The organism is Acidobacteriota bacterium (assembly GCA_034211275.1).
In the GTDB taxonomy this organism is placed as follows: domain Bacteria; phylum Acidobacteriota; class Thermoanaerobaculia; order Multivoradales; family JAHZIX01; genus JAGQSE01.
Genome location: JAXHTF010000003.1, coordinates 23,801 through 36,562 on the forward strand (window position 1 = coordinate 23,801; position 12,762 = coordinate 36,562).

General features: G+C 62.5%; 10 protein-coding genes. 6 read left to right on the forward strand and 4 right to left on the reverse strand.

Translation table 11 applies throughout. The features are described from left to right. Positions 1-164: 164 nt before the first annotated feature. The 4 genes from SX243_01205 to SX243_01220 all read right to left on the reverse strand — a co-directional run bounded on the left by SX243_01205 (position 165) and on the right by SX243_01220 (position 6,766). Positions 165-3,611, reverse strand: a complete 3,447-nt coding sequence (locus tag SX243_01205; protein MDY7091568.1) for a type IIL restriction-modification enzyme MmeI — start codon at positions 3,609-3,611, stop codon at positions 165-167. A gap of 239 nt (positions 3,612-3,850) precedes the next feature. Beyond that, positions 3,851-6,250 carry a DUF3987 domain-containing protein gene (locus SX243_01210; protein ID MDY7091569.1) on the reverse strand — a complete coding sequence of 800 codons (2,400 nt, stop codon included), beginning with the start codon at positions 6,248-6,250 and terminating at the stop codon, positions 3,851-3,853. Positions 6,251-6,332: 82 nt separating this feature from the next. Beyond that, positions 6,333-6,542: a helix-turn-helix domain-containing protein gene (locus tag SX243_01215; GenBank protein ID MDY7091570.1), complete on the reverse strand. Its 210-nt coding sequence runs from the start codon at positions 6,540-6,542 to the stop codon at positions 6,333-6,335. Beyond that, on the reverse strand, positions 6,539-6,766 hold the full coding sequence (locus SX243_01220) for a helix-turn-helix domain-containing protein (GenBank protein MDY7091571.1): 228 nt from the start codon (positions 6,764-6,766) through the stop codon (positions 6,539-6,541). Before SX243_01220 ends, SX243_01215 begins: the two co-directional genes overlap by 4 nt. Before the next feature lie 657 nt (positions 6,767-7,423). On the opposite strand from SX243_01220, the gene SX243_01225 reads away from it, so the two are divergent. The 6 genes from SX243_01225 (at position 7,424) to SX243_01250 (ending at position 12,690) form a co-directional block, all read left to right on the forward strand. After that, positions 7,424-8,617, forward strand: coding sequence for a tyrosine-type recombinase/integrase (locus SX243_01225; GenBank protein ID MDY7091572.1), 1,194 nt, complete (start codon positions 7,424-7,426; stop codon positions 8,615-8,617). Between the two features lie 9 nt (positions 8,618-8,626). After that, entirely contained in the window at positions 8,627-8,884 is a 258-nt protein-coding gene (locus SX243_01230; GenBank protein ID MDY7091573.1) for a type II toxin-antitoxin system HicA family toxin, read from the forward strand. Further along, entirely contained in the window at positions 8,881-9,102 is a 222-nt protein-coding gene (locus tag SX243_01235) for a type II toxin-antitoxin system HicB family antitoxin (protein ID MDY7091574.1), read from the forward strand. The genes SX243_01230 and SX243_01235 overlap by 4 nt, the downstream gene beginning before the upstream one ends. Positions 9,103-10,292: 1,190 nt before the next feature. Next, positions 10,293-10,553, forward strand: a complete 261-nt coding sequence (locus SX243_01240; GenBank protein MDY7091575.1) for an AlpA family phage regulatory protein — start codon at positions 10,293-10,295, stop codon at positions 10,551-10,553. Then, positions 10,553-11,341: a bifunctional DNA primase/polymerase gene (locus SX243_01245; protein ID MDY7091576.1), complete on the forward strand. Its 789-nt coding sequence runs from the start codon at positions 10,553-10,555 to the stop codon at positions 11,339-11,341. Before SX243_01240 ends, SX243_01245 begins: the two co-directional genes overlap by 1 nt. Continuing rightward, on the forward strand, positions 11,338-12,690 hold the full coding sequence (locus SX243_01250; protein ID MDY7091577.1) for a DUF3987 domain-containing protein: 1,353 nt from the start codon (positions 11,338-11,340) through the stop codon (positions 12,688-12,690). Before SX243_01245 ends, SX243_01250 begins: the two co-directional genes overlap by 4 nt. Positions 12,691-12,762: the final 72 nt, after the last annotated feature.

Sequence of the window (12,762 nt, forward strand, 5' to 3'; positions counted from 1 at the left end):
CATCTTGGAGGGTTTGTCTCTAGAGAAAGGGCACCACCAGGGGGCTGTGAGCCCCGGCGCTCCTAGCCGGCTGTCCCGGCGGCGAGGCGGGCCGAAGGGCAGGCAGTGCCTCCCTGCCTACCAAAGAGCGCGGGGCCGGGGCTTTGGGGGCCGCTCAGAGCTTCTCAGGCCGCCACGAAGCGCCCGTCATCGGTGGCCCGGGCCTGCCCTAGGGCGGTGAGGGTGTCGAGGAGCTCGGAGACGCGGCGGGTTTGGGCGCGCCGGAAGAGCCGCGCCAGCTGCTCCGAGGTGACCGGGGCGGGTTGCTCGGTGAGCGCAGAGCGCACCGCCTGCACCTGCTCCGGTAGCGCCTTGGGCCATGCTCGCTTCGCTCCCTTGGCGGCGGTGGGCTTGGCGGCGGTGGTCTCGCTGGCGAGGCTCTGTTGGTCGCCGGTGGTGCCTTCGGGGTTCTGGAACTCGGGACGCAGCCACCGGATGAGGCCGTTAGCCTCCTCTGCCGCGCGCTTGGCGTTCAAGTCCACCAGCCGCTGGAGGAGCTCTTCCTCAGCCTCCAGTTGCTCCGGGCTCTTGTGCTGGCTCGGCGTCGTGCCCCCAGGCTTGCCCACCAGCGCTGGCGCCAGATCGGACCATCCGTAGGCTTCGAGTACCGCAGCGTCCAACTCGTCGTGGATCTGCGCCAGGACTGAGACTAGGCCTTGCTCGTGGATCTTTTTTTCCTTGGGGGTGAGCTCTTCGCCGGCACGGAGCTTCTCAAGGACATTATAAAGACCTGTCATAGTGAGGTTCGGGTAGAGGGCGAGGCGCTCAGACCGGTGTTCTAGGGTGCGATTCCCCAGCTCGCGCAATAGATTTCTTTCAGGCGCTTCTAGGAGCGGGAAGGGAAATGTCTCAAAGCATTTAGTTTTAGTGTATCGCGAATCATTTCCGACACCCAAAAAGCTGCCAGATGCCAGGGACCAAAGAACATGCTGCCGACTTGAGAGGACGCAGAACGAGGCCAGGTCTTTAAGACCAATAGCAACCAGTGTCTGGTCTGGTAGCACCTCACCGTCTACAGCGTAGAAAATCCTCTGTCGGCTTGTAAGGACTGTAGCGATATACCGAGGCAAACCTTCCAAGCTATTTCTTAGTTCCTCGTTGTTCCTCCGGTGAAGCCACCAATTCTCGCGCAAGCTCTTGTCTCGGTTTTGGTCACGCTGGGGCTTAACCTTCAGCGATATCCATTGGAAGAGCTCCGGAAATCGCCGCTGCACCTCTTCAATCGCAAGGGGGAAGAGATCAATTACCATCAGATCTCGGCTGTGTTGCGTAAGATCACGCCCATTCAGATACCGGCGAATATGCTTGACTGCCCCCGGTCGAGTATTCAATCCCAGCGACTCGGCCTCACTCTTTGTGAGCACCATGCCTTTACCGTGTGGTATCACTCCCGTTGCACTGAGCCTTGAGTTTGCTTGCAAAGCAGAGGCACCGGTCACGTCTGCTCCTTGCCGGAGATTCGCTCCTATTACCCCCTTCTTTCCATGGGTCACACCTGTGAGTCCCTCTAGGTCAGCCACCCCACCGCCGACTACGTGGTGGAGTTCTCCGGCTCTAGGTCCCAGCGTTCCGACCGTCATTGCTATCCGAACGGCAGCGCTACCAGACTCATCAACCCAAGGGTGATCCGGTATCGCAAAGACCAGAGATATCGGAGGGCTCGCGGTCAAGAATTCCTCCAATACCCTTCGGTTGAAGCCGTGGGCTATCGAATTGGTCGTTATTAGGCCAAATCGTCGGAGAGACTCTTGCTGTAGAAGTTTGGCGGCATAGTGCCACCAATACATCACATAGTCGGCAGAATGAGGAAGGGCAGGCCAGACCGCTCTCAGAGCATCGACATACCCATCTCCAAGCGATGCCCGAATGTTGAGCTTTCCAATAAACGGCGGGTTCCCCACCACAAAATCCGCCTCGGGCCATTCCGCCTTCCTCGGGTTCACGTACCGCTCCACCGCCACCGTTGCCGTCTCGTCGGGGACCTGCTCCCCGGTGACGGGGTGGGTTTTGGTGGTGACGCCGTCCCAGCGGGTCACGGGGGCGCCGGTCTCGTCTCGCTCCAGCTCGATGGAATCCCAAGCGAGCACCGCATCCCGGTTCTCGATGTTGTGGAAGTCACGCAACACCGGCTCGGGAGGGTTGGCGTTGCCGCGGGTGCGGAAGTGCCATTGCAGATAGCCGATCCAGAGCACCGCCTCGGCGATGCGTGCGGCGCGGGGGTTGGTTTCAAGGCCTAGCATTTGGTGCGGGTCCACGCTGGCCTGGTCCATCTCCAGCGGGGCTTGGGTGTCTCCCATCTCGGCAAGGAAGTTGAACACCTCGCCTTCGAGCCGCTTCATGTGCTCCAAGGTCACATAGAGGAAGTTGCCGGAGCCGCAGGCCGGGTCCAAGACGCGCACCTTGCACAGCTGGCGATGGAAGAGGCGGACCTCCCGGGCAGCATCCTTCTCCCGCCCTTGCGCCTGAAGCGTCAGGGCCGCCGCCTGCACATTGGACCAATCCTCCCGCAACGGCTCGATCACCGTGGGCATCACCAGCCGCTCGACATAGGCCCGGGGCGTGTAGTGGGCTCCCAGGCGGTGACGCTCCCGGGGGTTGAGGGCGCGCTCCAGCAGGGTGCCGAAGATCGCCGGCTCGACGTCCCGCCAGTCCGCCCGCGCCGCTTCCAGCAGCAAGTCCACCTGCTCCCGGTCCAGAGGCACAGCGGTTTGCTCGGCGAAGAGCCCGCCGTTGAAGCGCAGCACGTCACTACGGATCTCGGCGGAGAATCCGCCCTCGTTCATTGCCCGCCAAAGGCCCGGCACCAGCCGGGGAAAGAGGTCCGGATCATGGCGGGTCTCTTCTAGGAGGTGTGTGAAGCTGCGGGCCGGGAGCAATCCCACGTCCTCGGCGAACATGGTGAAGAGGCAGCGCATCAGGAAGGCCGCCACCAGGTCCGGCCCGTGGCCCGCTTTCTCGAGGCTGCTGGCCAGCTTGGCGAGATTGGTAGCAATGGCCTTGGTCACTCGGGCCGAGCGCCGGGAGGGATCGAGGCTCATGGGATCGAGCCACACCGCCCGCAGCTGCTCCCGCACCTCCTCCCGCGCCAGATCTTCCAGCCCCACCCGGTAGGAGCGCGGATCGGGGAAGGGAACGTAGGTGGCGCCGGAGCGGCTGAATTCCGAGTAGAGCTCCAAGCTCCTGCCAACGTCCGTCACCACCAGGAAGGGCGGCCGGCCCTCATCGGAGTGGAGGGCGCGGGCGTACTGCTGCGCCTGCCCGTGGGCTCGGAGCATGGCCGTTCCCCAGCTGGCAGAGTCCATCTTCTTACCGGTCTGCTTGGCCTCCAGCACGAAGCACCCGCGGCGGTAAAGATCAATGAAGCCTCGGCTCTCCGTGCCGTCGGCGTGGGCGAAATTCACCCGGCGCTCGAAGACGTAGGAGTTGTCTTCCCTCTCGTCGGTGGAAGGCTCGGGCCGGGGCAGCTCCAGCAGCTCGCAGAGCTCGGTCAAGAAGAGCTGGTAGTTGGCCCGTTCGGTCCCGGTGGCCTGCTGCCAGCGCTCGATGAATTGTTCAACGGTGTGCTCCGCCATAGTCTGGACTCCGGTTGCAGCCTAGGGCGCTCGCCTCTCGTGGGAGAGGGCGCCGCGTTGGGGGTGGGGCAGCGGCATTGTAACCGGTGGCAAAGAGCGGGGCCTCACTGGAGGAAGCAGGAGCCAGTGCTTGACGCGAGGGAGTCGGAGCGGTTCGGCCAGATCCCGTCGAAAGGGGCTTTCAGTGTGCTAAACCTGCTAGACCTGCTACAGCGCCTCTCCAAAGGGCTATTTCGTTGCTAGAGCGGGTGCGAGTTGCTGCTAGCTTTCCTTACCACTCCGTAGGCTTCCCGCCTCGTGACCTCTCGAATAGTTGCCCGTGTTGGCGGGCCTTTGAGATGGCCATATTCGAGAAGTAGGGGCAGGATCTTTTCCTTCAGCAGCTTGCGTTTTCTCCGAAAGCGCCCCGGGCCGCGTTGGAGCAGGTCTGAGATCGAAATGTATTTCTCTTCCCACTTCTCGTGTATCCACTTCGCCACTAGCGCCGCGTCCTCGGCATAAGGCTCCGCGAGCTTCCCTACGAGCCGGAGGCGCTCCGACAGGTAGAACCGGATGAGGTCGACCGCAGGGCCTAGCGAAGCTATCTCCGTCGCGCTCGGGTCTTCGAAGACTGCGAGCACTCCCGCGATGCGGCAGGCATGCTCGGCTGCCTTGGCCGCGAAGCTACGGACCGAGTCGAGGTCCCCAGAAGGCCCGAGCTGTGTCTCGATCTCGTCGTGGAGTGCGATCCACTGCCGGCGGGCTTCGTCGCTGAGCTGGAGCTTCTGCCGCTCCGAGCTATCCCCTTCCAGCAGCTCCCGCACCCTCTCGGAGTACCGATCTACAGCCTCCCGAGCCCAGGGCGCCGGCTCTCGCCATTGGCGGGTGCCCATGGTGCTCTCGGGCTCCACCACCAGCACGCGGGACAAGAGCCCCTGTCCCTCCAAACCTTCATCCCCCAAGAGCTTCTCGGCGACCACCGGTTGCACCAGCAGATGCATGGAGGCGCGTTTGCTGTGGCCAAGCCGGAGCTTCCCGCCTCGGCGCTCCTCCCGGATAGCCTTGCCGTCCCAGAGAGACGAGAACACCGCAGCGGTGCGTGTTCGCCGGTCATTCTCCTTGGCCATGGCGTAGCCGGCGAGAAAGCCGCCGCCCTCATCCGAGAACAAGCCGACGGAATCCCGATCCTCCAGCATCGAGAGGATGCCCTCCAGCGTCCCCATCGTCACGAGCAAGCCCGGCTGAGGGGGCGCCTTGGGCTCCGGCCCCAGTTTTAGGAGTCGCTCTCGCACAGCCCCGGAGTCCTGCTCCTCCCGCTTCGCCGCGCTCCTCGCCAACTTCCAGGCTTCGAGCTCCGCATCGAATTGGGCCCTGCTTTCTCGATAGGCGGTCTCTTGTCGCCGCTCTTCCTCCTCCAGTGGAGCCATGGCCCAACGGTCAACCGTGGACTTGCGCTCTCCGGATTGCGCAACCGAGACGAAGAAGAGGCTCAGCGAGGAGGCTTGCCCCGTGGGTAACTCGACATCCGCCAACCGCTGCGCAGCCAGACAGGCGACGGCCAGCACGGATTGAGCGCACAGCGCCAACGGCGCGCGGGTGAGTTCGTGAATCCCTTCGGCCGCTTGGCGGAGTTCTGGAGGAAGCGCAGCTAGGGGGTAGGGGGTCTCTTGGTCCGGGCTCAGGGACATCGGCTCTTCGGAGGAGTCGCAGCTCGGTAGGTCATCTATAGCACCCGAAGAGTCCGGATCTTCGTTGCTGTAGCAGGTTTCGCAGGAATAGCGGTCCTCAGGCTCATAGGGCGTGCCGTGCTGAGCCGCTGCCCTGGAGAGGCCCTCCCGGATCTCCGGTTCTCCGGCCCCATCAAGGCTTGCTCGATAGGCCTCCAGCCACTCGACCGCGTCCGCCCCGGGCTCGGTCAAGCCTATGCCTTCGGGGTCGAGGATGCGGAGCTTGCCGGCGGACGGAGCGTTAACCAGGATCTCAGCGCAGCGCCGCATCTGCTTTCTGCCTGGGGCGTCGAGGTCTGGCCACAGCACCAGATCCTTGAATCCTGTCAGCGTGGCCAGAACGGCCGGTGACGGCGCGGCGGGGGCGCCTAAGGCGGTACCCACAACTTGTGCACCGATGCTGAGGAGGGCGTCCGCCGCCGGCTCACCCTCGACCAAGAAGAGCGGCTTATCCGGCGAGTAATCGCTGAGCTTCTCCGATAGGTAGAGTGGTAATTCACTGGCAGGTAGACCGTCTAGGCCAGGCATGCCCCTCCGCCGCCAAGCGTAGCGTTTCCTCCTTTTGCCGCGGCCGTTCCATCGAAGATGCTCAGCAACGAGGTTGCCGTCCACGCCTCGAATCTGCCAGATCCTGTCAGGACGGCCCCCAAGCTTCGGCGACCTCCTCCGAGGCTTTGGGGCGGTGTCTTTCGACCAAACCGCCTCGCAGAAGTCGCCGAAGCCTGAGGAGCACTTCCGGCAACCTAGGAGCGTACCGCCGCCGGACTTGAGCTTGACGTGGAACCGGTCCTCACCGCCGCACAGCGGGCAAGGGCCGGCCCATTCCTTACCCTTCCTGTGGAGCTTGATTCCACGCGCGCTGTGTATCTGCTTAACCCACTCCTCCGGTGAGCGGTTCCCAGGGGCTAGAGCATCGGCACTCGCTACGCTCACGAGCGGTCCTCGTGCTCCACCTTCGTGGTCGAGGCATAGGGCCGCTGCTTGCTCCAGCTGCCGCAGCGGCTCCGGCAGCAACTCACTGCCCCGGGCCAGGGTCAGAGGTGGAGGTGCGATTGCCGGCAGCGGACCATGCTTCCAGCTCATCGAGCCGATAAACGACCTTCCGGCCATGCTTGCGGTAGGCAGGGCCACCGCCGCGACACCGGTAGCCCTCAAGGGTCTTCGGCGACAGGTGGAGGAACTCGGCAGCCTCTACGGTGGAGAGGTAGGGGCTTAGGCGGGTCATGCTCGCACCTCCCGCTCAGGCGTAGAAGGGGAGCGGCGCTCATCGGACCAGCGCTCTAGGTCGTCGACGTGGTAGACGACGCGGCGGCCATGCTTGCGATAGGCAGGGCCGCCACCTCGGCACCGGTAACCCTCAAGGGTCTGCGGCGAGAGGTGGAGGAACTCGGCAGCCTCTACCGTGGAGAGGTAGGGGCGGGAAGGAGGGTACGCAGCAAGATTAGACATGTCCCGAGAGTATCCAAGACAAGTCCTGCCGTCAAATGGTACCTAAGTGTTGTTGGGGTGTCAACACAAATGCACCAGGTTGAGAGGATTTTTTTGAGAAGGAGCTTGGTAGGGCGGATTCTTTGAGGCTAGGAGCCGCCAGCCAAAACCCCCGCCAGCCATGAAGACTCTCTCTTGCCTTGGGTGCATCCATAGCGATTACGCCGTGAGTGCCGCCCTCGCCCGCCTGCTGTGGTCGTGTAGTAGGTCCGGCGAGGCTTCTCCGGGTCATGCCGCAGAGCCTGGGGAGTTCGATCTTTCTGGCTACGATCTGGCTACGAGTGACGAGAGGGGAGCGGGCTTGGTGCTTCGTGATGTCCCGTAAGTCCCTTATCGATAGGTGCTTACATGGAGCCACCGACAGGACTTGAACCTGCGACCTACTGATTACGAATTATGTAGCCAGCATGTCTTTTTTCGTTGCAGGCTGTTGCAAGGCGTTCCGAAGGCTCCTTGTAACTGTTGACATGATTGAAGTTGCCGAGTAGCGTCCTGGATCATGACGTTGCATCAAGTCCCTGTCGGAACGGCCCCAAATTGGACCCAACCCAGCCCGTGGGTCCACTGGTCGGATCCTCATGGGACCCTAATGGGACCCTAGATCCGGAGGCTCGGCTCATGCCCAAGGTCAATCTCACCCACCGCAGCATCCAGTCCCTCGTTCACGAGGGCGAGTGGATGGTGGACTACATGGACCGAGCGCTGCCCGGATTCGGGGTCCGCCTCCACAAGAACGGCCGGAAGACTTTCTTCGTGCGCTATCGGCTCGAGGGGCGCAAGCGAATCACGCTCGGGGTCTACCCGACGATGAGCCTTGCCGATGCGCGCTCGAAGGCGAAGGACGTGCTGGGGCGAGTGGCTCGGGGTGAGGATCCGCAGCAGGCCAAGCAGATCGACAAGGAAGCAATAACTTTCGGCGAGCTCGCGGCGGAGTATCTCGAGAAGCATGCGAAGCTGAAGAAGCGGTCGTGGAAAGAGGACCAGCGCATCCTCGGGAAGGACCTCCTGCCCGCGTGGCGGCGCAAGAAGGCTGGGAAGATCAGCCGGCGCGAGGTGGGGGAGCTGCTCGACGAGGTGGTGGCCCGTGGAGCGCCGATCATGGCGAATCGGGTCAAGGCACTGATCTCCAAGATCTACGCTTTCGGTATGAGCCGCGACCTGGTTGACCACAACCCTTGCTACGCCGTTCCTATGCCGGCGAAGGCGAAGCAGCGGGACCGGGTCTTGAGTGAGGAAGAGATCCGGTCTGTGTGGCAGGCGATGCACGTGGAGGAGCTGGTGATGGGCGCCACCTTCAAGATGCGGCTGCTGACCGCGCAGCGGGGGATTGAGGTCCTGACCATGCGGTGGGAGCACATCGATGGAGACTGGTGGACGATTCCGGCTGAGGTGGCCAAGAACGGGCGCTCGCAACGCGTGCCACTGGTTTCCCAAACGCTAGCGCTGCTCGACGAGCTTCGAGAGGTCACCGGCGATTCCGAGTGGGTCTTTGCCAGTCCGCGAAAGCCCGGCGCCCGCATCACAGCGGTTCAGAAGGCCGCCGCCCGCATCGCCCGTCGGGCCGAGGTCGACTTCACGCCCCACGACCTGCGCCGCACCGCCGCCACCTCCATGGCTTCACTGGGCGTCGACCGGCTGGTGATCCAGAAGATCCTGAACCATGTGGATTCTGGGGTGACGGCGATCTATGACCGGCATAGCTATGACGCGGAGAAGCGGGAGGCTCTGGAGCGGTGGGGGGAGAAGGTCGAGGCCATCCTCACCGGCAATTCGAAGGGCAACCTGGTCCGGATTGCTGGAGGAATGGGTTAGGGTGAAGGTATGAAGCCCTGGAAGCTACTCAAGAGGCTGGTGAGAAGCGACCTTCAGAATGTGAGCTTCGCCGATCTTCAGCGGTTGGTCGAGGCGTTCGGCTTTGCGCTGGTGAGGGTGAGCGGGAGTCACCACATTTTCTCCCACCCGGGAGTTCCCGAGCTGGTGAATCTGCAGGAGATCAAGGGGCAGGCGAAGCCGTACCAGATCCGCCAGTTCCTCCGCCTCGTCGAGCGGTACAATTTGACCCTGGAGGAACCCTCATGAGCGACTACCACATCAATATCTTCTTCAGCGAGGAAGATGGTGGTTACATTGCCGACATCCCCGACCTTCAAGCCTGCTCCGCCTTCGGCGAGACGGCTGAGCAGGCTCTTGCCGAGGTCGAGCGCGCGAAGGCCGCCTGGCTCGCAGCTGCGAAGGAGGCCGGAAAGCCGATCCCGCCTCCGCGATATCGTCCGGTGATTTACCAGGTGCCTGGGTAGAGGCCCGGGCTCCGGAGACTCTGGTCCGAGAGCGCTCTTGGAGCTATGACACGCTGTGACATCGAGCTGTGACACGAAGAAATGGAGGTTAGAGATGGCGATAGAAAGCTGGGCCGAAGCAAGAGCGAGACAGTTGGGGATGGACGAACCCGCAGAAGTGATCGAGGCGCTCATCCGGCTTTCGAAGAAGCCTGCGAAGAAACGAGGACGGCCCGAAATTCCTGACGACGACTTTCTTCGGCGCATGGCGCTGGAATCTGTCCGTTCGCCCAAGCGATTGAGCAATTCCCACCTCGCAAGAATTGTCACGCTGGATGCCCAAGGTACCACTCGGGATCAAGCAATAGAGCGTCGCCGCAAGAAGTACGGTCCCAAGCGCGACCAGCTGGAAGAAGAGGCCAGGCGCTGCCTGGCTCGGCAAGAGCAGGTCGCAGCTTCGCGGCGAGAAACCAGACCGCGCAGGTCGTCAGCGAGTCATGCGGTGCGCAGCTACCGATCTCCAGCAGCGTACCGTGTGGACGAGGTAAGTGCAGCTCGAGTTCCGAAGTCGATAGCAGTTCTGGATCGGTACAACCGGTCTACTAGGACACCGTCTGCAGCCAAGGTGTCTCGCCATCCGGCATTCGATGTGCCAAAGAGCCCTGCAGCATACTCGACCAAGGACTGGTATTCCTCAGCATGCCGAGTTCCGAAGAGCGACCTCCTGAGAAGTAGCGAAGGGATGGACTGCCTGAGAAATCCTCTCAGCGCCTTCTTCACCGACTGACGTATCTCATAGCTGTCACCTTGGCCTTGAGAGGTTGTGGCAACCTCTCAATCTACCCGCCCCTGCCCACCATTCAGTATCTTCCTTCCTTTTCGGACTGTAGGTAGAGAGTCGCTAGCTCATCCTGGAGTCTTGCGCGTTTCCCGTTCCCGTCGGCAAGAGTCGAGCCTTCCTTCATCCCAGTTTTCCGGGTCTGGCGAAAACCTGGTCGATTTTTTGCCAAGAAACGGCGACATCCAGCAGCTCGACAGCTTCAGAGGCCAGAATTTAGGCGAAAAATACTCTTCAATTAAAGACGCCTAAATGCCCTTGATTCAGTCACTTACATTTGATTACCCTGATCCTGCGAGCCTGAAATATGGCCAATCGGCTTGGCGGTGACCGGCTGGACGGTCCCATCCCTGGGCTCGCCAGGAGTTCCCCCATGGAGTCTTCCGAAAGCAGCCTTCCGACAATCATCCGGCCCAAGTTGTTGGCTGAACGCCTTGGGATCTCTCGCGTGACCCTCTGGAGGTGGGAGCGGGCGGGCATGGTGCCGAAGAAGAGGAAGATAGGTCCCAACACCGTCGGCTGGCTCGAGTCCGAGATCCTCGAGTGGCTGGAGTCGAGGCCGACGAGCTCTCCAACGGGGCTCGATTCTGAGCAGGGCGGAGACGCCAGGGCCTCGACAGGGGGGAGGCGGTGATGCAGAGCGCTGCACGAACGCCTGCTGGAGGACAGGGCCAGCCGCATCGCCTGGTCGATCATGCCTTCCTTTACGCCCGAGAGGGCTGGCCTGTCTTTCCGCTCCGGCCTCGTGGAAAGGCGCCGCTGACCCGGAATGGCGTCAAGGACGCAACAACGGATTCGCGGAGGATCGCCCGTTGGTGGCAGCGCCAGCCAGAGGCCAACATCGGTTTGGCCATTCCGGACGGCTACCTCGTCCTGGACCTGGACACCGAGGACGCGCTGCACCGATTGAAGGTGGAGGACCGGGTGCTACCTGCTACGGCGTGGGCGCGAACGGCGCAGGGTTACCACTTCTGGTTCAGGGCAGATGGAGAGATCCGCAATCGCGTCGGTCTCCTGGAAAAAGTCGACGTCCGGGCCGCTGGCGGCTATGTGGTCGCGCCGCCGAGCGTTCACCCCTCGGGAGTGGCTTATAGCTGGGAGGTCGAGTTGGCTCCGTCGGCCGTTGCAGAGGCACCGTCCTGGCTCGTCGAGCTCTTGGAGCCGAGCAGGCCCAGACAGGGACGCGAAGTTGTTGACTGGCATCGGACCTTGGTCGAGCCGGTCCCTCAGGGGCGCAGAAACCAGGCCCTCGCCGAGGTCTCGGGCCTCCTCTTTCGCTACCTGCCGGCAGTGCTAGCTGCTGACCTGGCTCTCTGCTGGGCTCAAGTGAAGCTGAAGCCGGCGCTGCCGGAACCCGAGGTTCTTCGCACGATCAACTCCATCGCCGGCCGAGAGCTGAGACGGCAGGGGGGCAAGTCTTGAGCCGCTTGCTCAACGTGGCGAGGCTGGCGTCGGTCCAGGAGGAAGAAGCTACCGAGGGCGAGGTACCGTTGTCCGAGCCTTGGCCGAGTCCTGCGGACGAAGTTTTCCACGGGCTGGCCGGGCGCTACGTACGCAAGATCGAGCCGCACACGGAGGCCGATCCCATCGGCATTCTGATTCAGCTCATGGTTCTCTTCGGAAACCTGTTGGGGCGGGGCCCGCATTTCCGTGTCGAGGCCGACGAGCATCACCTCAACCTCTTCGTTGTGCTCGTCGGGCAGTCGTCCAAGGGGCGCAAGGGGGTCTCTGCGGGGCAGGCAAGAAGGCTCTTTCACAACATCGACAGCGATTGGTGTACCAGGAGGATCGAGCAGGGCCTGTCTTCGGGAGAAGGTCTGATCTGGGCCGTTCGCGATCCTATCGAGAAGGTTGAAGCGGTCCGAGAGAACGGACGGCCCACCGGCGAGATCGAGACAGTGGTGACGGACGCGGGGGAGGACGACAAGAGGCTCTTCGTCCAGGAATCTGAGTTCGCCTCGACACTCCGAGTTCTGAAACGGGACGGCAATACCCTGTCTGCCATCGTTCGGAACGCATGGGACAGCGGCAAGCTGAGCTCCCTGACCAAGAACTCTCCCGCCCGGGCGACGGGCGCCCATATCTCCATCGTCGGACACATCACCAAACAGGAGTTGCTGCGGTATCTCGACTCGACGGAAGCGGCCAACGGGTTCGGAAACCGATTCCTCTGGTGCTGTGTTCGGCGCTCGAAGTTGCTGCCGGAGGGTGGCCAGGCTCACACCCTGGACTTCAGGGAGGAGATCCGAGAGCTGGAGGAGGTACTGGCCTTCTCGCGTCAGGTCTCGGTATTGAGGCGCGACGCTAACGCCACTCGGATGTGGGCGGAGGTCTATCCGGAGCTCTCCGAAGGGAAGCCGGGGATGCTCGGTTCAATGATCGGCCGGGCGGAGGCTCAGACCATGCGATTGGCATGCCTCTATGCCCTTCTGGACCGCTCCGATGTCGTCCGTTCCGAACACCTCTTTGCAGCACTGGCTCTCTGGCAGTACTGCGAGGACTCCGCCCGCTGGATCTTCGGCGATGCTCTCGGTGACCCGGTTGCCGATCAGATCCTTCGGTTCCTTCGGAGGAACCCCGAAGGACTGACAAGGACTGAGATCGGCAACCTGTTCGGCCGGCACTGCAAGAAGGGGGATCTTTCCCGAGGCCTCGGCCTGCTCCTGGAGCAAGGGTTGGCCAAGGCCGAGAAGTTGGAGACCGGAGGTCGGCCTACCGAGTCCTGGAAGGCCACGAGCTTGACCTGCGAGAAAAGCGAGGAAAGCGAGTAAAGCCCATGAGTCCGCACCCTTATCTCGCTTATTTCTCTTTTCTCGCACCCCAACTCTTCGTTCAGTGGAGGC